Source organism: Pseudomonas sp. YQ_5 (assembly GCF_043103305.1).
GTDB classification, from domain to species: Bacteria; Pseudomonadota; Gammaproteobacteria; order Pseudomonadales; family Pseudomonadaceae; genus Aquipseudomonas; species Aquipseudomonas putida_Y.
Window position 1 is genome coordinate 135,254 of the sequence record NZ_JBICJS010000096.1, and the last position, 19,796, is coordinate 155,049.

At 64.0% G+C, this 19,796-nt stretch carries 17 protein-coding genes; 8 read left to right on the plus strand and 9 right to left on the minus strand.

The genetic code is table 11. The features are described from left to right. Nucleotides 1-40: 40 nt before the first annotated feature. The 5 genes from ACF8EA_RS22405 to glcD all read right to left on the minus strand — a co-directional run bounded on the left by ACF8EA_RS22405 (nucleotide 41) and on the right by glcD (nucleotide 4,706). Entirely contained in the window at nucleotides 41-379 is a 339-nt protein-coding gene (locus ACF8EA_RS22405) for a hypothetical protein (protein WP_012051955.1), read from the minus strand. Between the two features lie 139 nt (nucleotides 380-518). Further along, on the minus strand, nucleotides 519-917 hold the full coding sequence (locus tag ACF8EA_RS22410; protein ID WP_392523261.1) for a heme-binding protein: 399 nt from the start codon (nucleotides 915-917) through the stop codon (nucleotides 519-521). Continuing rightward, entirely contained in the window at nucleotides 910-2,145 is a 1,236-nt protein-coding gene (glcF, locus tag ACF8EA_RS22415) for a glycolate oxidase subunit GlcF (RefSeq protein WP_392523263.1), read from the minus strand. The genes ACF8EA_RS22410 and glcF overlap by 8 nt, the downstream gene beginning before the upstream one ends. A 9-nt stretch (nucleotides 2,146-2,154) precedes the next feature. Next, nucleotides 2,155-3,207, minus strand: coding sequence for a glycolate oxidase subunit GlcE (glcE, locus tag ACF8EA_RS22420; RefSeq protein WP_392523265.1), 1,053 nt, complete (start codon nucleotides 3,205-3,207; stop codon nucleotides 2,155-2,157). Continuing rightward, nucleotides 3,207-4,706, minus strand: a complete 1,500-nt coding sequence (glcD, locus tag ACF8EA_RS22425; protein ID WP_274102593.1) for a glycolate oxidase subunit GlcD — start codon at nucleotides 4,704-4,706, stop codon at nucleotides 3,207-3,209. The genes glcE and glcD overlap by 1 nt, the downstream gene beginning before the upstream one ends. Nucleotides 4,707-4,901: 195 nt before the next feature. On the opposite strand from glcD, the gene glcC reads away from it, so the two are divergent. Next, nucleotides 4,902-5,666: a transcriptional regulator GlcC gene (gene glcC / locus ACF8EA_RS22430; protein ID WP_103469785.1), complete on the plus strand. Its 765-nt coding sequence runs from the start codon at nucleotides 4,902-4,904 to the stop codon at nucleotides 5,664-5,666. Nucleotides 5,667-5,726: 60 nt separating this feature from the next. Here the strand turns inward: glcC and ACF8EA_RS22435 are convergent, their stop codons facing one another. Continuing rightward, the gene (locus tag ACF8EA_RS22435; protein ID WP_064493044.1) at nucleotides 5,727-6,044 is read right to left on the minus strand and encodes a DUF2388 domain-containing protein; all 318 of its coding nucleotides are present in this window, start codon (nucleotides 6,042-6,044) and stop codon (nucleotides 5,727-5,729) included. A 282-nt stretch (nucleotides 6,045-6,326) separates the two neighbouring features. On the opposite strand from ACF8EA_RS22435, the gene ACF8EA_RS22440 reads away from it, so the two are divergent. After that, a complete protein-coding gene (locus ACF8EA_RS22440) occupies nucleotides 6,327-6,953 on the plus strand; it encodes a glutathione S-transferase family protein (RefSeq protein WP_103444235.1) in 627 nt (208 codons plus the stop codon). A 42-nt stretch (nucleotides 6,954-6,995) separates the two neighbouring features. Here ACF8EA_RS22440 and mrdA read toward each other — a convergent pair whose 3' ends face one another. After that, the gene (mrdA, locus tag ACF8EA_RS22445; RefSeq protein WP_392523267.1) at nucleotides 6,996-8,891 is read right to left on the minus strand and encodes a penicillin-binding protein 2; all 1,896 of its coding nucleotides are present in this window, start codon (nucleotides 8,889-8,891) and stop codon (nucleotides 6,996-6,998) included. A 551-nt stretch (nucleotides 8,892-9,442) separates the two neighbouring features. On the opposite strand from mrdA, the gene ACF8EA_RS22450 reads away from it, so the two are divergent. The 3 genes from ACF8EA_RS22450 (at nucleotide 9,443) to ACF8EA_RS22460 (ending at nucleotide 13,268) form a co-directional block, all read left to right on the plus strand. Next, nucleotides 9,443-10,783 (plus strand): MFS transporter, encoded by a 1,341-nt coding sequence (locus tag ACF8EA_RS22450; protein WP_021782074.1) that lies wholly within the window; start codon nucleotides 9,443-9,445, stop codon nucleotides 10,781-10,783. A 102-nt stretch (nucleotides 10,784-10,885) separates the two neighbouring features. Next, nucleotides 10,886-12,139: an OprD family porin gene (locus ACF8EA_RS22455; protein ID WP_103444237.1), complete on the plus strand. Its 1,254-nt coding sequence runs from the start codon at nucleotides 10,886-10,888 to the stop codon at nucleotides 12,137-12,139. Nucleotides 12,140-12,554: 415 nt separating this feature from the next. Continuing rightward, entirely contained in the window at nucleotides 12,555-13,268 is a 714-nt protein-coding gene (locus tag ACF8EA_RS22460; RefSeq protein WP_392523318.1) for a GntR family transcriptional regulator, read from the plus strand. Between the two features lie 6 nt (nucleotides 13,269-13,274). On the opposite strand, the gene ACF8EA_RS22465 is transcribed toward ACF8EA_RS22460, so the two are convergent. Both ACF8EA_RS22465 and ACF8EA_RS22470 read right to left on the minus strand, forming a co-directional pair. Beyond that, complete coding sequence (locus ACF8EA_RS22465) at nucleotides 13,275-14,225, minus strand: PDR/VanB family oxidoreductase (RefSeq protein WP_392523269.1); 951 nt, start codon at nucleotides 14,223-14,225, stop codon at nucleotides 13,275-13,277. 12 nt (nucleotides 14,226-14,237) lie between these two features. Then, nucleotides 14,238-15,305: a Rieske 2Fe-2S domain-containing protein gene (locus ACF8EA_RS22470; RefSeq protein WP_392523271.1), complete on the minus strand. Its 1,068-nt coding sequence runs from the start codon at nucleotides 15,303-15,305 to the stop codon at nucleotides 14,238-14,240. 269 nt (nucleotides 15,306-15,574) lie between these two features. Between ACF8EA_RS22470 and ACF8EA_RS22475 the strand changes: the two genes are divergently transcribed. From ACF8EA_RS22475 to ACF8EA_RS22485, 3 genes are read left to right on the plus strand one after another with little or no spacing between them, the layout of a single operon-like run. Continuing rightward, nucleotides 15,575-16,240 (plus strand): ABC transporter ATP-binding protein, encoded by a 666-nt coding sequence (locus ACF8EA_RS22475; RefSeq protein WP_392523272.1) that lies wholly within the window; start codon nucleotides 15,575-15,577, stop codon nucleotides 16,238-16,240. Then, nucleotides 16,240-18,699, plus strand: a complete 2,460-nt coding sequence (locus ACF8EA_RS22480; protein ID WP_392523320.1) for an FtsX-like permease family protein — start codon at nucleotides 16,240-16,242, stop codon at nucleotides 18,697-18,699. The genes ACF8EA_RS22475 and ACF8EA_RS22480 overlap by 1 nt, the downstream gene beginning before the upstream one ends. Next, the gene (locus ACF8EA_RS22485; protein ID WP_392523273.1) at nucleotides 18,689-19,747 is read left to right on the plus strand and encodes a lipocalin-like domain-containing protein; all 1,059 of its coding nucleotides are present in this window, start codon (nucleotides 18,689-18,691) and stop codon (nucleotides 19,745-19,747) included. The genes ACF8EA_RS22480 and ACF8EA_RS22485 overlap by 11 nt, the downstream gene beginning before the upstream one ends. Nucleotides 19,748-19,796: the final 49 nt, after the last annotated feature.

Consider the following 19,796-nt stretch of genomic DNA (forward strand, 5'->3'; position numbering starts at 1 on the left):
AGGTGCTTGTCACAGGCGACGAAGAGGCCGAGCCAACCGCTCAGAGCCGAGCGGTGCTGACGGTGATATAGCCTTTTTCTGCCAAGGCAATGCGTATCACGGTTTCGTCTTCCGGCGCGTTGCGGTTGCGCTTGATGCGCACGCCTTCAACCGTCGAAGCTTTCATATGCTCTGAAATGGCCCGCCCGTTGGCGTCGAAGAACACCTCGCTGGCCAGCAACTCGATGCGTTCGATCAATTGCCGGGAATGTTCATCGGTGGCGCAGAAGAACATGACCCCCGACAAGTGCGGGTCGTTGTCGGGGTTGGTCATGTCATGGGCCAGCATTTCGCGCAGGCTGCTGCGCAGTTCGGCGATGGGGCGGGCGTACGGGTGCATGCGGAGCCTCCTCTGGATCGCGACCTTGCGTCCTCCAGTGCCGATCATGTTTTCTGTGGGCAGAGGCAGCAAGTAGGGCGCTTCTGAGGGCTGCGTAGGAAACGTCTTAAGATGCTGGGCGGTGGTCGAACCCCAGGGTCTACAAGGCAGCAGCCCCCGCCTTGGCCACCTGGGCATCCTGTTCGGATTTGACGCCGGATACACCAATGGCGCCCACCACCTGGCCTTCCACCCGCAGCGGCACGCCACCTTCAAGGCTGGTCAGCAGGGGGGCGGTCACGAATGCAGTACGGCCACCATTGACCATCTCTTCATAATCCCGCGTCTCTTTGCGCCCCAGTGCGGCGGTGCGGGCCTTTTCCATCGCGATGTAGGCACTGGCCGGTGCGCAGCCGTCCAGGCGTTCCAGGGCCAGTGGGTGGCCGCCGTCGTCGACCACGGCGATGGTCACGCTCCATTGCCGGGCCTGGGCTTCCTGGCGGGCGGCGCTCAGTACGCGGGCGATTTCGGCCTGGCCGATAACGGATTTGCTAAGCATGGGCGGGCTCCGGGTTCAAGGCTGCTTCGACAATTTCGATCCAGTGGCGCACGGGCGTACGTCCAGCCCCGTCGAGGTGGGCCTGGCAGCCTATGTTGGCTGTGGCAATGAGGTGCGGCTTACCGCTTTCCAGCGCATTCAGACGATTGTCGCGAAGTTGCAGTGACAGCTCAGGCTGGGTCAGCGAATAGGTCCCCGCCGAGCCGCAGCACAGGTGGCCATCGGGCACCGAGGTCAGGGTAAAGCCGAGCCGCGTCAGCAACGCTTCTACCGCACCGCCCAGCTTCAGGGCGTGCTGCAGGGTGCATGGGCAGTGGAAGGCCAGGCGCTGTTCGGCGCACAGGGCCAATTGTTCGATCGGCTCATCGCGCAAGATTTCCACCAGATCGCGGGAAAGGGCGCTGACCCGGGCGGCCTTGACAGCGTAATGGGGGTCTTTTTCCAGCAGGTGCCCATAGTCGCGGACAAACGCACCGCAGCCGCTGGCGGTCTGCACGATAGCCTCGGCACCCGCTTCGATGGCGGGCCACCAGGCGTCGATATTGCGCCGTGCCCGCTGCAGGCCTTGCTCCTGGGCATTCAGGTGATAGTCCACCGCGCCACAGCATCCGGCTTGCCGGATCGGTTGCACGCTGATGCCCAGGCGGTCGAGCAGCCGCGCAGCAGCGGCATTGGTATTGGGTGACAGGGCCGGTTGCACGCAGCCTTCCAGCATCAGTACCCGGCGCGCATGGCGCACTGCCGGACGCTGGCAGGGTGGGGTGACCTGCGCCGGCAACTTGCGTTTGACTGAGGCCGGTAGCAGCGGGCGCAGCGCCTGGCCGCTGCGGGTCAGGGCCTTGAACAGTGCCGGGCGCGGCACCACCGCACGCAGGCCCAGGCGCAACAGGCGCTGGCTGAGCGGGCGTGGCACTTGCTGCTCGACCACTGCGCGGCCGATGTCCAGCAGATCGTGGTACTTCACCCCGGATGGGCAGGTGGTTTCGCAATTGCGGCAGGTCAGGCAGCGGTCCAGGTGCAGTTGGGTGCTGGCGGTGACCGGCTCGCCTTCGAGCATCTGCTTGATCAGGTAGATGCGCCCGCGCGGGCCGTCCAGCTCGTCGCCCAGCAACTGGTAAGTGGGGCAGGTGGCTGTGCAGAAACCGCAATGTACACAAGTGCGCAGGATGCGTTCTGCTTCGTCGGCGCGGGCCAGGCGGCGCGATGGTTCGCTAAGGTTGGTTTGCATGGTCTGGCCTCACAGGTCCGGGTACAGGCGGCCAGGGTTGAACACCCCCTGGGGATCGAGTTGCTGCTTGAGGGCGCGGTGGTAGCGCATCAGTGCAACCGGCAGTGGCGGGCTGCTGGTTGCACCGGGGGCGTAGCAGGTGGCGTGGCCACCCACCTTGGCCACCTGGTCGCGAATGGCCTGCGCTGGTGCGCGGGTCTTGAGCCAGCGCTGGGCACCACCCCAGTCGATCAGTTGCTGGCCGGGCAGTTCCAGCTCGCCGGTGATGGTGGGTACGGACAGGCGCCACAGGGGGGCGGCGTCGGTAAAGAACGCCAGGCGCTGCTCGCGCAGGTCGCTCCAGAAGCGGTTATCGAGTGTTTCGCCCCCCAGCCGCTGGCGTGCCGACTGCACCGACCCTTCGCCGCCTTCCAGGCGCAGGTACAGCGTTTCGCCGTCATGGCAGGCGGCGCTGATCGGCAGCGGTTGCTGGCCCCATTCGGCCAGCTCGGCCAGCGCTTCATTGCGGCCCATCGGCAGGCGCAGGCTCAGGCACAGGCGTGGCCGTGGCAGCACTTTCAACGAAACTTCGGTCAGCAGCCCCAGGCATCCGAAGCTGCCCGCCATCAGGCGTGACACATCGTAGCCGGCGACGTTCTTCATCACCTCGCCACCAAAGCGCAGCAGTTTGCCGTGGCCGGTGATCACCCGTGTACCCAGTACAAAGTCGCGCACCGACCCGGCCCACGGCCGTCGCGGGCCAGACAACCCGGCCGCGACCATGCCCCCCAAGGTGGCCTCGGGGCCCAGGTGGGGCGGCTCGCAGGGCAGCATCTGGCCAGCCTCGTGCAGGGCTGCCTCGATCTCGCGCAGGGGGGTACCGGCGCGGGCCGTGAGTACCAGCTCGGTGGGGTCGTAGCTGACAATGCCGCGGTGGTTGCGGGTGTCGAGTACTTCGCCGGCCACCGGGTTGCCGAGCATCGCTTTGCTGTTGCTGCCCTGGATACGCAGCGGCGTACCTTCGTTCAGCGCCTGGTTGACCTGCTCCAACAGCGTCTGGCTCATGTCGCGGTCCATGCTCATTAGAAGCGCTCCAGCTCGGGGAAGGGCAGTTGCCCATGGTGCACATGCAGGGCGCCGAATTCGGCGCAGCGGTGCAGGGTGGGAATGTTCTTGCCGGGGTTGAGCAGGCCCTGAGGGTCGAAGGCGGCCTTCACCGCGTGGAACAGGGTGATCTCGTCGCTGTTGAACTGCGCGCACATCTGGTTGATCTTCTCGCGCCCCACACCGTGTTCACCGGTGATGCTGCCGCCCACCTTCACACACAGCTCCAGAATCTTGCCGCCGATCGCTTCGGCACGCTCCAGCTCGCCGGGCAGGTTGGCATCGAAGAGGATCAAAGGGTGCATGTTGCCGTCGCCGGCATGGAACACGTTGGCCACCCGCAGTCCATACTTCGCGGACAGGTCGCTGATGCCCTTGAGCACCCGTGGTAACTCGCGGCGCGGAATGGTGCCGTCCATGCAGTAGTAGTCCGGCGAGATGCGCCCCACGGCCGGAAAGGCGTTCTTGCGTCCGGCCCAGAAGCGAACACGCTCGGCTTCGTCGCAGGCCTGGCGCACCTCGCGGGCCCCGGCTTGCGTCAGCACGGCGGCGACGCGCTGGCAGTCGTCGTGTACATCGGCTTCCACGCCATCCAGTTCGCACAGCAGGATCGCCGCCGCGTCCACCGGGTAACCGGCATGGATGAAGTCTTCAGCGGCGCGGATCGCCAGGTTGTCCATCATCTCCAGGCCACCGGGAATGATGCCGGCAGCGATGATGTCGGCGACTGCCCGGCCAGCGTCCTCGACGCATTCGAAACTGGCCAGTATCACCCGCGCCACCTGGGGCTTGGGCAGCAGCTTGACAGTGACTTCGGTGACGATACCGAGCATGCCTTCGGAGCCGGTGAACAATGCCAGCAGGTCGAAGCCGGGGCTGTCCAACGCATCGCTGCCCAGGCTCAGGCGTTCGCCCTCGACTGTGAGGATTTCCACCTTGAGCACATTGTGTACGGTCAGGCCGTACTTGAGGCAGTGCACGCCACCGGCGTTTTCGGCGACGTTGCCCCCGATCGAGCAGGCAATTTGCGAGGAAGGGTCTGGTGCGTAGTACATGCCATGGGGTGCGGCGGCCTGGGAGATGGCCAGGTTGCGTACGCCCGGCTGCACGCGGGCGTAGCGCCCCTGCGGGTTGACCTCAAGGATGCGGTTGAAGCGTGCCATCACCAGCAGGATGCCCTTGGCCAGCGGCAGGGCACCACCCGACAGGCCGGTACCGGCGCCACGCGCAACCACCGGTACGCCGCGCTGGTGGCAAAGCTTCAGCAGCGTCTGCACCTGTTCCAGGCGCTCGGGCAGCACCACCAGCAGTGGCACTGTGCGGTAGGCCGACAGGCCGTCGCATTCGTACGGTTTGAGGTCTTCATCGCGGTGCAGGATTTCAAGGTCCGGCAGGGCGTCGCGCAGCGCCTGCAACAGGGCGGCCCGGTCCACGTCAGGCAGCACGCCATCGACGCGTTCGTCGTACAGGATATTCATCGGCTCACTCGGCAACGGTTTTTATTGTTGTTGGCAAAGCGGTCACCGATGCAGCGTGCGCGGGCTAGCGGCCGGGGTCGAGTGAGATGTTGACTGGTCCTACCAGTTTCTTCGGACAGTGCTGGTTACTCACGGCTCTGTCCGGCTAGATTGGCGCTATAAGTCAAAGTGGTCCTACCAGCAGGAGTGTGTGCAGTGGGTACTGAAGGCAAGGTCAAGGTCGCTGATCAGGTGGCCGAACGGGTCGAGCGGCTTATCGTCGAGGGCGTGCTCAAGGTGGGGCAGGCGCTGCCATCGGAGCGGCGGCTGGTGGAGAAGCTTGGCTGTTCACGTTCGGCGTTGCGGGAGGGACTGCGCGTTTTGCGCGGGCGCGGCATCATCGACACCGAACAGGGGCGGGGTTCGTTTGTCGCCGATCTCACCGGGCAGGCGGGTGCTACGCCTTTGATGCACCTGTTCAGTTCGCAACCGCGTACGCTGTTCGACCTGCTGGAGGTCCGGGCGTTGCTGGAGGCTGAGTCGGCGCGGTTGGCTGCGTTGCGCGCTACCGACGTCGACCGCCTGCTGATCCGCCGGCGCTATGAAGAAATGCTGGCTGCGCACGAGGCTGCGCAGGCGCTCGATGCCCGTGAGCATGCCCGTCGTGACCATGCCTTTCACCGGGCGATCAGTGAGGCGTCGCATAACCCGGTGCTGGTGCATACGCTGCAATCGCTCAGTGACCTGACGCTGAGCACCGTGTTTGCTTCGGTCAACAATTTGTATTGCCGGTCAGCGCAGAAACGCCAGATTGATCGGCAGCATGCGCGGTTGTATCGCGCGGTGATGGAGCAAATGCCCGAGCAGGCGCAGCGGGCGGCGCGTGAGCATATCTACGGCATACGCGACAGTTTGCAGGAGATCGAGCAGGAAGAGCAGCGCCTGGTCAGGGCGACCATGCGCATGGATGGCTGGGGGTGAAGCGGCACTGTACCGGCCCTGTCGCGTTGAACCGCCGCGAAAGGGCCGGTACAGGTTTACTCAATGGTCAGCCACAGGGTCATCTTGCGACAGGATGGCCCGGGCCAGCTCTTCATCACTGGCCTGCAGCCCTGGGTGGTCCTTGCGGGCCTGTTCAAGCGCCGATTCCACATAGGCGCCACGGATTGCACCGCCGCTGGCGACGAACGCTGAAAGTTCGTCACGGGCCGGGATGATCCGTTTGTCATCCTTGAAGGTCGAATACAGCGAAGCGGAAATACCGGCCGAGGTGGCGACGTCGCCCGCATCGACGCGGGCCAGGGCAGCGCCGGCAGGCATCAGGAGCAGCAGCGCAGGGGCGAGCAGTAGGTGGCGCATGTCGTGTTCTCCAGTAGCGTGAAGCACAGGGAAATAAACCACTCAGTGTCTAAGACGGCCGGGGCGTTCGGGTAGTTCCCTGCTCTTGGGTGGAGCGTGTCGAGAGGGAAAGTGCACCTGCCGCTGACGAGGCGGCTGAACTCACGGTTTTCAAGGTGCCGGCGGAGTGCGTGATGGATTGACCGCGTCGGGATGCGCGTGATTTGCTTGGGTGGATGGCACTTCACGGGCAAGCCCGCAGAGGGCCCTGCCGATCATTCAAAGGAAACTGAAGGTTCGCCCATGTCCGACTACAAGCTGCATTGCTTCGCCGAATCCGGCAACGCCTACAAGGTTGCGCTCATGCTTGAACTCACCGGTCAGAAATGGCAGCCGGTGTTTGTCGACTTCTTCCATGGCCAGACCCGTGAGCAAGCCTGGCGCGATGAGGTGAACGAGCAGGGCGAGGTGCCGGTGATGGAACACGCTGGCAAGCGCTTCACCCAATCTGCGCTGATCCTGGAATACCTTGCCGAACAGACCGGCCAGTTCGGGCCCCGCGATGAAGACGAAAAACGCGAGATCTGGCGCTGGATGCTGTTCGACAACCATAAGTTCACCAGCTACTACGCTATGCTGCGCTTTCTGTTCTGCCTGAAGAACACCGGTGAAACCGATGTCACGAGGTTCCTGCGCGAGCGTGCCAAGGCGGCTTACCGTATTGTCGACGCGCACCTGGCGAAGACGCCATTCATGGTCGGTGGCCGGTTGACCATTGCCGACCTGTCGTTGGCGGGGTATGTGTTCATGCCAGAAGACACCGGTATCCCGCTGGCAGAGTTCACCCACATCGAGGCCTGGAAAGCCCGCATCCAGGCGCTGCCGGGGTGGAAGCACCCGTATGAGCTGATGCCGCGCACGGCATCCTGACTCGTTCGCGACCAAGGCCGTCTCCACTGCGGCCCCGCAAAATCAGGTGTGTGGCACACCCCGAGTGGGTGCGCCACCCGCATACTCCGGCTTCAGGTGCCCTTGCTCATCCAGCAGATAGGCGTCCATCACCTCCCGCACCACCGGCCCTGCGACTCGGCCCCCAGCTTCGCCGTTCTCGATCATCACCGCCACTACCACGCTGGGATGCTCGGCCGGAGCAAAGCCGACAAACAGGGCGTTGTCGCGGTGGCGCTCCAGGGTCTTGTTGCGGTTGTAACGCTCACCCTGCTTGATCGCCACCACCTGCGCGGTACCGCTTTTGCCGGCAATTCGGTACTGGGCACCGGCGGCCGCGGCGCGGGCAATACCGCGCGGGTCGTGCATGACCATCTGCATGCCCTGGTTGACCTGGTCCCAGGCATGCTTGTCGTGCAGAACGATGTCGGGCATGGGGTGGGGGTCGATCGGCGTGTCGCCGCCCACGGTCATGGCCAGGTGCGGGCGGTGCCATACGCCCTTGCTTGCCAATAGGCTGGTGGCCTGGGCCAGCTGCAGGGGGGTGACCTGCATATAGCCTTGGCCAATGCCCAGGATCAGTGTCTCGCCCGGGAACCAGGCCTGGCGTCGCGTAGCGCGCTTCCACTCGGGCGAGGGCATCAGCCCGGAGGCCTCCTCGAACATGTCCAGCGACACCTTCTGGCCCAGGCCGAACTCGGCCATGTAGTCGTGCAGGCGGTCGATGCCCAGCTTGTGCGCCAGGTCGTAGAAGTAGGTGTCGTTGGAACGCATGATGGCGGTGTACATGTCCACCCAGCCGTCGCCGCTGCGGTTCCAGTTGCGGTACTTGTGGTGATAGTTGGGCAGCTCGTAGTAGCCCGGGTCGAATACCCGGCTGCCAGGGGTGATCACCCCGCTGTCGAGGCCAGCGATGGCCACTTCAGGCTTCACGGTCGAGCCGGGCGCATACAGGCCGCGCAGGACGCGGTTGAACAGTGGACGGTCGATGGAGTCGCGCAGCGCAGCATACTGCTTGAAGCTGATGCCCTTGACGAACAGGTTGGGGTCGAAGCTGGGGTTGCTGACCATCGCCAGTACGTCACCATTGGCCGGGTCCAGCACCACCACCGAGCCACGGCGGTCACCCAGCGCTTTTTCTGCGGCTATCTGCAAATGGGCGTCCAGGGTTAAAACTATGTCCTGCCCTGGGGTTGGGTCCTTGTGGTTGAGCACGCGCATCACCCGCCCTTGAGCGTTGGTCTCGACCTCTTCGTAGCCCACGTGGCCATGCAGTTGGCTTTCGTAGAAGCGCTCGATGCCGGTCTTGCCAATCGATTGGGTGCCGCGGTACTCCGTGCTGTCGAGCGTCTTGGCTTCTTTCTCGTTGATGCGCCCCACATAGCCCACTGAATGAGCGAAATGCTCGGCCAGTGGGTACTCGCGGATGAATTGCGGCTCTACGTCCAGGCCTGGCAGGCGGAACTGGTTCACGGCGACCAGGGCGATCTGTTCCTCGCTCAGGCCCACCATAAGGGTCACGGGCTCGAACGGTTTGCGGCCACGGCGCAGGTCCTTGTCGAACTGCTTACGGTCGTCTTCGGTCAGGCCCAGCACCTGCGTCAGGGTGTCGAGCACTTTGGCCGAGTCGCCGCCGGCCCGCTCGCGGGTCATGGTCAGGTCGAAGCTGGGCTTGTTGTCGGCCAGCACCACGCCGTTGCGGTCGTAGATCAACCCGCGTTCGGGGGCGATGGGCAACACGTGCACGCGGTTGTTTTCCGACACGGCCGTTTGTTGGGCGTGCTGCAGCACTTGCAGCACATAGAGCCGGCCAACCAGGACGGCACACAGGCTGAACACCATGGCGGCGCAGGCCAGAAGCCGACGGTTGACCAGGTGTTTTTCCTTTTCGTGGTCCTTTAGAGGGATAGGTTGCGGCATCAGTGAATCGATCCTGAGGGGTAGCAGTACGCGCGCGATCGGGCCGCGGATGCTACGCAACCCGTACTGCCCCCTCAAGACGAGCCCCGGCTGCCCGCTGGCTGGCATCGGCTGTGTGCCCCATGATCAGGGCGCTGAGGGGGAACATGAAGATTTGTTCATTGCGCATTGATGAGGGTGGCACAAGTCTGGTTTGCGATGACTTTGTGGATCCATAATTGGATTTTGTGCGATAACCGAACATCAAGTTTCTAATGTTGTCATAGATTAAATAGTTGATTTAAATGGAAAAAATTATTGTGCTCACAGCTATTTACTGAAATTGGCCCGGAAAAATTGAGATTCAGTGCTTTCGTCATGTTGTCTATGGATCCATTATCTGGTTGATTAGCGCCTGACAACGGCCGGAGCCCTCCTGCCGTATGCGATAACAATTACAAAAAGGGTCCAGTCATGAATGGCTATCCAACGGCACTGAACCGTCAGGGTTCCGCCTGCGCGTGCGCATCTTTCCTCTCGCCTGTGGCCAAGCCTGGCCGACAGGTGACCCCATGAATACCGATCTCAAGCAACGTCTGGACAACGACCCGATGGGCCGCTTTCAGTGCCTGGCCATTGGTATTTGCATCATCCTCAACATGATCGATGGCTTCGACGTGCTGGTCATGGCCTTTACCGCCGCCTCTGTGTCTGCCGAGTGGAACCTGAACGGGGCGCAGGTAGGGCTTCTGCTCAGTGCCGGCTTGTTCGGTATGGCGGCCGGGTCATTGTTCATCGCGCCGTGGGCTGACCGCTTTGGCCGACGCCCGCTGATCCTGCTGTGTCTGGCGCTGTCCGGTATCGGCATGCTGCTCTCGGCACTGAGTCAGAGCCCGTTGCAACTGGCGCTGCTGCGTGGCCTGACCGGGCTGGGCATCGGTGGCATCCTGGCCAGCAGCAATGTGATTGCCAGCGAATATGCCAGCAAACGCTGGCGCGGCTTGGCGGTGAGCCTGCAGTCCACTGGCTATGCGCTGGGCGCGACCCTGGGTGGTTTGCTGGCGGTATGGCTGCTGGGGCATTGGGGCTGGCGTTCGGTATTTCTGTTTGGCGGCATCGTCACCGTACTGGTGATCCCGCTGGTACTGCTGTGGCTGCCAGAGTCGCTGGACTTTCTGCTGGCGCGCCGGCCGGCCAATGCTCTGGCCCGGGTCAACCGTCTGGCCGTGCGCCTCGGTCAACCGGCATTGGCGCAACTGCCGGCCGTTGCCGCAAGGGCAGAGGGTGCCAGCAGCGGTTTCAGGCAACTGCTGGCGCCGGCCATGCGCCGCACCACGCTGGTGATCTGGTTGCTGTTCTTCCTGGTCATGTTCGGCTTCTACTTCGTCATGAGCTGGACGCCGAAACTGTTGGTGGCCGCCGGCTTGTCGGCCCAGCAAGGCATCACCGGCGGCGTGCTGTTGAGCGTGGGCGGCATCCTTGGCGCGGCGCTGATCGGCGGCCTGGCTTCGCGCTGGCCACTGACTCGCGTGCTGGCGTTGTTCATGCTCATTACCGCAGCGCTGCTGGTGCTGTTTGTGGCCAATGGTGCCTCGGTCACTGCGGCGCTGGCGTTGGGGCTGCTGATCGGGCTGTTTTCCAACGGCTGCGTGGCTGGGCTGTATGCCTTGTCGCCGGTGGTCTACGACGCCTCGGTACGCGCCACCGGCGTGGGCTGGGGTATCGGCATCGGTCGCATGGGCGCGATCCTGTCGCCGACCGTGGCTGGCGTGCTGCTCGATGGCGGCTGGCAACCCCTGCATCTGTATGGCGTGTTCGCCATCGTGTTCGTGCTTGCCGCGGGTTGCCTGCTGTTGCTGCGCCCGATGAACAAGCCGGCGTCCACCCTGCCTGCTGATGCACTGAGTCACTGAGTGCAACCCGGCCTGGCCGGGTATCTGAATGCAACTTCCTGCTCCGGGTCAAGCTGGCCTGGGGCGGCCTGCTGCGCCTATTGAAAGCGGAGAACAATAATAATGATGGATACAACCTGCACGCTGGCCCGTTCGGCCCTGGCAGTTTCGCTGGCGTTTGGTCTCGGTTTGCCGGCCTGGGCCGATGAAGGGGGCTTCTTTGAAGGAGCCAAGGGCGGGCTGACACTACGCAACTACTATTTCAACCGTGATTTCCGCGACCCGGGGGCCGCCAAGGGCAAGGTTGAAGAGTGGGCCCAGGGTTTCATTTTCAAGTTCAGCTCGGGCTACACCCCAGGGCTGATCGGGTTTGGCCTGGACGGTATCGCCCTGTTCGGCGTGAAACTGGACAGCGGCCGCGGTACCAGCGGCTCAGAACTGCTGCCGGTGCACGATGACGGGCGTGCGGCCGACGACTACGGTCGGGCAGGGCTGGCGGCGAAGTTGCGTATTTCCGCGACCGAGCTGAAAGTGGGGGAGTTGTTGCCGGATATTCCACTGCTGCGCTACGACGATGGTCGCCTGCTACCGCAGACCTTCCGTGGCGCGATGCTCGACTCGCGAGAAATCGAAGGCCTGAGCCTGCAGGCCGGCCAGTACCGCGAGGTGAGCCTGCGCCACTCTTCGGACATGCAGGACCTATCTGCCTGGGCCGCGCCCGGGGTCACCTCGGACGGCTTCAACTACGCCGGCGCCGAGTACCGCTTCAACCAGCAGCGAACACTGATCGGCGCCTGGCACTCGCAGTTGGAGGACATCTACCAGCAAAGCTATTTCAACCTGCTGCACAGCCAGCGGGTCGGGGAGTGGACGTTGGGGGCCAACCTTGGCTACTTCATTGACCGGGATGACGGACAGGCGCGCATCGGCGACATCCAGAGCCGCACCGGCTACGCCTTGCTGTCAGCTTCACACAGTGGCCACACCCTGTACCTGGGGTTGCAGAAGGTCAGTGGCGACAGCCCGTGGATGTCGGTGTACGGCAGCAGTGGGCGAACCCTGGGCAACGACATGTTCAACGGCAACTTCAGCAATGCTGACGAGCGCTCGTGGCAAGTGCGTTACGACTACAACTTTGCCGCGCTGGGTGTGCCAGGGCTGTTGGCCATGGTGCGCTACGGCCACGGCGAGAATGCCACCACGGCGGCGGGCAGCAATGGCAAGGAGTGGGAGCGCGATGCCGAGGTGAACTACACCTTCCAGAGCGGGGCTTTGAAGAACCTCAACATCCGGCTGAACAACGCGACCAACCGGCGCAGCTTCAACAGTGATCTCGACCAGACGCGCCTGATCGTCAGCTATCCGCTGACCTTGTAGGGGCGGGTTCACCCGCGAACACCGGCGCAGCCGGTGCCATGTTCTGCGTCGCCTGCTTCGCGGGTAAACCCGCTCCTACATTTACGGCGCATGTCTTGCGCCAGGTTGGTTTCTTGGCGCGCGCCCCCCCGTAGGAGCGGGTTCACCCGCGAACACCGGCGCAGCCGGTGCCATGTTCCGCGTCGCCTGCTTCGCGGGTAAACCCGCTCCTACATTTACGGCGCATGTCTTGAGACAGGTTGGTTTCCATGCGTTAGCGCGCCCCCCGTAGGAGCGGGTTCACCCGCGAACACCGGCGCAGCCGGTGCCATGCCCCGCGTCGCCTGCTTCGCGGGTAAACCCGCTCCTACACAGGCCTGCAGCAACCCCTCGGCTTGCGCTAAGATGCCCGCTCATGTCTTTGGAAGTCGCCTGGATGAGCAAACCCGGTCAAATGGTGCTGGTCGCGTTGCGCAAGATGATCGCTTCGGGCGAGCTGGCGGCCGGCGAGCGCTTGATGGAAGTCCCAACCGCTGAACTGTTCGGCGTTTCACGCATGCCGGTGCGCATGGCATTTCGCACCCTCGAACAGGAAGGCCTGCTGGTGCGCTTTGGCGGCCGGGGGTTTCAGGTGCGCTCGGTCAGCGCCGACGACATCGCGGGTGCGGTCGAGGTGCGTGGTGTGCTGGAGGGGTTGGCTGCGCGTCAGGCTGCAGAGCGTGGCTTGTCGGTGCAGGCACGCGCTGCGCTGCAACAATGCCTGGTCGACGGCGACCAACTGTTCGACAAGGGCTTTGTGAGTGAAGACGACTTGCAGGCTTATCACGACCTGAACATGCGTTTTCATCAGGTGATCATCGAAGCCAGCCACAACCCGGCCATTGCCGTTGCCCTGGCGCGTAACGACCACCTGCCGTTCGCCTCGGTCACCGCACTGGCGGTGGATCGCCATGATCTGGCCCGTGAGTACCGGCGCTTCAACTTCGCCCACATGCAGCACCACGCTGTGTTCGATGCCCTGGTCAACCGCCAGGGTGCCCGCGCTGAAGCGATCATGCGCGAGCACGCCAATGCCACCTTGCGCTATGCCGAAACCTTTGGCGGGGCAGCGGCAGACGCGGGCATGAAAGTCATCCTGCCCTCGTCGTAAGCCGGGTCAGATATCCAGCACCAGCAGCGGCGTCTTCGAGCGCGAGCAGCAGGGCGTGAACTGATCGTTCAAGGCCTGCTCCTGTTCGGTGAGAAACAGATCGCGATGGTCCGGTGTACCCTGCAGCACGCGTGTCAGGCAGGTGCCGCAGATACCCTGCTCGCACGACATGGCGATCTCGATACCGTTTTCTTCCAGCACCTGCACCACGGTCCGGTCGGCTGGCACCTCGAACACCTGGCCCGTGCTGCCCACCTGCACCGAGAAACTGCCATCGTTGCTGGCATCCACCGGTGCTGCGGCGAAGTACTCGCGGTGCAGGTTGGCTTCCTGCCAGCCCAAGCCCTTCGCGCTGTCCAGCACATGCTGCATGAACCCGCCCGGCCCGCATACATACAGGTGCACATCATCTTGCGGGTTGCCCAGCACCTGGGCGATGTCCAGCGCCGTTTCCGGCTGCTCGTCAAAATGCACGAACAGCCGATCAGCGAACGGCGCACTGCGAATCCGCTCGACAAACGCTGCACGCTCGCTGGAGCGGGCACAGTAGTGCAGCTCGAAGGCATGGCCGCTGTGGGACAGTTGCTCGGCCATGCACAGGATCGGGGTAATGCCGATGCCGCCAGCAAACAGCAAGCTGCGCTGCGCCCCCTCGGCCAGCGGGAACAGGTTGCGCGGCGCACTGATACGCAACCGGGTGCCGGCCTGCACCTGCTCGTGCAGGCTACGTGAACCGCCCCGCGAAGCCGGGTCGTTGAGCACGCCAATCAGGTAGCGATGGCGTTCTTCGGGGTGGTTGCACAGCGAGTACTGGCGCACCAGCCCGTCGGGCAGGTGCACGTCGATATGCGCGCCAGCGCTGAACGCCGGCAGCAGGCTGCCATCTGCCGCTGCCAGCTCGAAGCTGCAGATACCCTGGGCTTCATCGTTACGGGATACCACTACGGCATCGATCATGTCGGCTGTTCCTCAGGCAGGGGTGGCGCTGGTGGCGATCAGTTGCGGCTGCGGCGCACGCTCTTTGGCGATGATCCGCTCCAGCACCTTGCGTGACTGCACGCCGCCGGCATCGATGTTCAGCTTCAGCAAGTTGCGCTCGGGGTGGGCCAGCAGGTTCTGCTGCTGGCGTTCGAGCATTTCCAGGTCTTCGCTGAAAATCTTGCCCTGGCCCTCCCGGATGTTGTCGGTCAGGGCCTGGTCGTGCGCAGCGAAGTTGCGCGCCATGCCCCAGAAGTACCAGATAGAGGTATCGCTTTCCGGGGTGATGAAGTCGACCACGATGCTCGACGCCTTGTGCTGTGCATCGGCGTGGTAGCCACCCTTGCCGGCATGCGCCACGCCCACTTCGATCAGTACATGGCTGGGTGGGGTGAAACGGCAGATCTGCCAGCGGTCCACCGGTACATCATCGGCCAGGCCGTTGCCACGCAAGGCCATGCGCCAGAAGGGCGGAGCCATGATGTTTTCCATGTGCCGGGCGGTGACCACTTCGTCGCCGGTGACGGTGGTGACCGGCGGTGCTTCGTCGATCTCCTTCTGGCCGATGCTGGACGCGTGCACATAGGTTTCATGGGTGAGGTCCATGAGGTTGTCGATCATCAGGCGGTAGTCGCAACCGATGTGGAACAGCCCGCCGCCGTAGGCCCACTCATCATTCACCGCCCATTCCAGATGCGGAATCAGCGCCGGGTCGGCCTGCGCCTGGTCGCCGGGCCAGACCCAGACGAAGCCATAGCGCTCGACAGCCGCAAAGGTCTTGTTGCAGGGGAAACCACGCACCCGCTGGCCCGGCATCGACACAGTCTTGCCGTCGCAACCCATGACCAGACCGTGGTAGCCGCACACCAGGTTGCCGTCCTCGACATAGCCCAACGACAACGGTGCGCCGCGGTGCGGGCAGAAGTCCTCGACGGCGGCCACTTGGTTCTCTTGGGCGCGGTAGAACACGATTTTTTCCCCGCAGATCTGCCGGCCCAGAGGTTTGGTGGCGATCTCATCGGGGGTGCAGGCGACGTACCAGGTGTTTTTGGGGTACATGGGAGGCTCTCCGGGGTTTTGTTTTTATTTAATGGATCCATTAAGGCTGCGCATGCAGTGAATGGTCAATGGGTTTTGCTCGTATTAAGTGAATTCTGTGCGATTATCGGTTTTTAGTGGATCCATTGATGGGCGTCTCCAGCGATTCGAGGGGGCGGCTACAGCAGCACGTCGTCTGACCAGAAGAGCGCTGGCGAGCGCCGGTGCAGAAGCAGGCCTGGCCGAACCTGCTATGCCTAAAGGGACACCCAACCCATCAAGGCCACTCGATGCTAGCCATCGAAAAACTCTACAAATCATTCCCCACCCCCCAAGGCCCGCTCCCCATATTGCAGGGGGTCGATGTGCGCCTGGCGCGGGGCAGCAGCCTGGCGCTGATGGGCGAGTCGGGCAGCGGCAAGAGCACTTTGCTGCACCTGGTGGCTGGCCTGGACCGAGCTGACAGCGGCCGTATTCTGATCGACGACGTTCCGCTTGACGGCCGTTCGGAAGCTTCCTTGGCGCAGTGGCGGCGGGAAGGGATCGGCCTGGTGTTTCAACAGTACAACCTGATCAGTAGCCTGGACGTAGGCCTGAACCTTACTTTCCAGGCGCGCCTGGCCGGGCGGCATGACCCGCATTGGGCGGCTTACCTGGCGCAGCGCCTGGGCCTGGCGGACCTGCTTGAGCGTTATCCGGAACAACTGTCTGGCGGCCAGCAGCAGCGGGTCGCGATCGGCCGTGCACTTGCCGGGCGTCCGGCCTGGCTGCTGGCTGACGAACCGACCGGCAGCCTCGATGAAGCCAGCAGTGACGAGGTGCTGAGTTTGTTGCTGCAGTTGGTCGCCGAAGCCGGCAGCGGGGTACTGATGGTGACCCACAGCCCGCGGCTGGCGGCGCGTTTGCAGCACCGTTGCTACCTGCAGGCCGGCCGTGTGCGGCCCGAGCAGGGATGATGAAGCTTTTGTCGCTGGCCCTGTTGGCGCTGCTCAGCCATTGGCGGCGCCATCGTGTGCAGTGCTTCAGCATCTTCACTGGCCTGTGGCTGGCCACGGCGTTGTGGACCGGTGTGCAGGCGTTGAACAGCCAGGCACGCAGCGACTATGCCCGGGCCAGCGCGGTATTGACCGGGCCGCTGCAGGCGCAACTGACAGCGCGTAATGGTGAGCGCTTCGATCAGGCGTTGTATGTGCAACTGCGCAGGCTGGGCTGGGCTGTTTCGCCGGTGCTGGAAGGGCGCTTGCGCTTGCCGGGTGAGCCCGCACGCAGTGTGCGGCTGATCGGCATCGAGCCGTTGAGCCTGCCGCCTGCCAGCAGCATTGCCGGAGTGCAGGTGCAAACATTCGACCTGCAAGCGTTCATCGGCTCACCCGGGCAAGCCTGGGTTGGGCCAGACACCTTGCGTCAACTGAACACAAGCCCCGGGCAGCCGACCCGCGACAGTGAAGGGCAGTTGCTGCCGCCTTTGGTTTTGCAGCCTGCGTTGGCGCCCGGGGTCATCGTGGTGGACATCGGCCACGCGCAGACGTTGCTGAACGCACCGGGGCAGTTGTCCCGTCTGCTGCTGGCCGATACGTCCAGGCCGTTGCCTGCGGATATCGCCCGCTACCTTGAACTGCAGCCGCAGCAGGACGATGGCGGTTTGCAGCGCCTGACCGACAGTTTCCACCTAAACCTGACCGCGCTCGGCCTGCTGGCGTTCGTCGTCGGCTTGTTCATCGCCCACGCCGCGATCGGTCTGGCGCTGGAGCAGCGCCGTGGGCTGATCCGCAACCTGCGCGCGTGCGGCGTCAGCCTGAAGCCCCTGCTGGGTGCCCTGGTGCTGGAGCTGTGCCTGTTCGCGGCACTGGGTGGGCTGGCCGGGGTGGCCAGTGGTTATGCATTGGCCGCATGGCTGCTGCCTGACGTGGCCGCCAGCCTGCGTGGTCTGTATGGCGCCCAGGTCGCTGGCACGTTGAGCCTGCCGGCGGGGTGGTGGCTGCAGGGTGTGCTGGTGAGTGTACTCGGGGCATTGCTGGCAGGGCTGGAGAGTGTAATGCGCGCTGCCCGATTGCCTTTGCTGGCGCTGGCGCAACCCCAGGCCTGGCGACTGGCGCAGGGGCCATGGTTGCAACGGCAGGCATTGCTAGCGGGCCTGCTGCTGTTGCTGGCCTTGGGTTGTGGTGTCTTCGGGGCTGGCTTGCTTGGCGCGTTCGGCATGCTGGCAGGGTTGCTGCTGGCGGCGGCGCTGCTGTTGCCGGCCTTGCTCGATCGGGTACTGGCCTGGCTGGCGCGTCGTTGCCACCGGCCATTGGCGCAATGGTTCGTGGCTGACAGCCGCCAGCAGTTGCCAGCGCTGAGCCTGGCGTTGGTCGCCCTTTTGCTGGCCCTGGCTGCCAGTGTTGGCGTGGGCAGCATGACCGAGGGTTTTCGCAAGACGTTTGTCGGTTGGCTTGACCTGCGCCTCTCCGCCGACCTGTATGTCACCCCGCGGGACACAGCCCAAGGCTTGCAGATAGTCGAGTGGCTCAAGCAGCAGCCCGGGGCCAGCATGGTCCTGCCCGGCTGGCGCGCAGACATGCAGCTGCAAGGTTGGCCGGTGCAAGTGCAGGGCATTGTCGATCACCCTGCCTATCGTACGCGCTGGCCATTGCTGGAACAGCATTCGCGTGCTTGGCAGCAACTGGCCAGCGGACAAGGCTTGATGCTCAGTGAGCAGTTGGCCAGGCGACTGAACCTGCAACTGGGCGACAGCCTGCAGCTGCCCGTAGACACGCCAGCCTTGCCCGTGGTGGGGATCTATGCCGATTACGGCAACCCCAAGGGGCATGTACTGGTCAATGCCGGCTGGTTGCGCGCCCACTGGCCACAGGCAACCCTAGCCGGCCTGAGTGTCGACCTTAGCGCTGAACGGGCGCCGGTGCTCAAGGCCGCGCTGCAACAGCACTTTGCCCTGGATGACAGCCGAGTGGTCGAGCAGGCGCGCCTGAAACGCTGGTCGACCGACGTCTTCAACCGCACCTTTGCCGCCACCGCAGCCCTCAACAGCCTTACCCTTGGCGTGGCCGGTGTGGCGTTATTCATCAACCTGCTGACCCTGGGCCAGGCCCGGCTGGGCCAGTTGGCGCCGCTGTGGGCGTTGGGGGTGCGGCGCATGCAACTGGTCTGGCTGAGCCTAGGGCAGACACTCATGCTAAGCAGCTTCACCGTGTTGCTGGCAATCCCGCTTGGGCTGTTGCTGGCCTGGTGCCTGGTCGCGGTGGTGAACGTGCAGGCCTTCGGCTGGCGCTTACCGCTGTATGTGTTCCCCATGCAACTGCTGCAGTTGACCGTGTTGGGCATGCTCACCAGCCTGCTGGCCTGCGCCTGGCCGCTGTGGCAACTGGCGCGCCGCCAGCCGCGCGAACTGTTGAGGCCGCTGGCCGATGAAGCTTGATGCGTGGCTGTTGCTGACCGGGTTGTTGTTGTGCGGCTGTGATCAGCCAGCACCGCAAAGCTATGCCGGGCTCGGGCAGCAGGCTGGCGAATTCAGCCAGGTGACCCGCGATCATCGTCTGGTCTTCCCGCATGACCACGGCCCCCACGATGGCTTTCGTATCGAGTGGTGGTATGTCACCGCCAACCTCAAGGACGCCCAGGGCCGAGATTGGGGCGCCCAGTGGACACTGTTCCGCTCGGCCCTGCGCCCCGGTCCGGAGACCATCGGCTGGAACAGCCCGAACCTGTGGATGGGGCATGCAGCACTGACCGGGCCGGGTGGCCATCAGGCTGCGGAAACCCTGGCGCGGGGTGGTGTCGGCCAGGCCGGCGTGCAGGCCCAGCCGTTTCGGGCATGGATCAATGACTGGGTGTTACAAGGCCAGGGCGGTATTGAACAGCTGCAGATGGCCGCAAGTGGCGACGGTTTTCGCTATGACTTGCAGTTGCACAGCGATCTTCCCTTGGTGCTGCACGGGGAGCAGGGCTACAGCGAAAAATCAGGCAAGGGCCAGGCTTCGTACTATTACAGCCAGCCGTTCTACCACGTCCAGGGGCAAGTCCAGCGTGGCAGCCTGTGCATCGCGGTTACCGGGCAGGCCTGGCTGGACCGGGAATGGAGCAGCCAGCCGTTGGCGCCCGGGCAGACCGGCTGGGACTGGTTTTCCCTGCACCTGGACAGTGGCGCCAAGCTGATGCTGTTCCAGGTACGGGAGACCCACGGGGAACCGTATCGCGCCGGGACCTGGGTAGGGCCACAGGGGGAGGTGGTGGCGCTGGACGCGGCACAGATCCGCCTGCAGGCGCTGGCCTGGTCTGCGCAGAAAAACGGCAAGCAGGTACCGACGCGCTGGCGGGTACAAGTGCCGGAGCATGGGGTGGATGTGCAGGTCGATGCCGTTGAGCCGCAGGCGTGGATGCAGACACGGTTCCCGTATTGGGAAGGGCCGGTACGCTTGAACGGGAGTGCGGGCGGGCGCGGGTATCTGGAGATGACCGGGTACTAGTGCAACAACGTTCAAGCAAGACAGTTGCGCCCATGAAGATCGCGCCAGC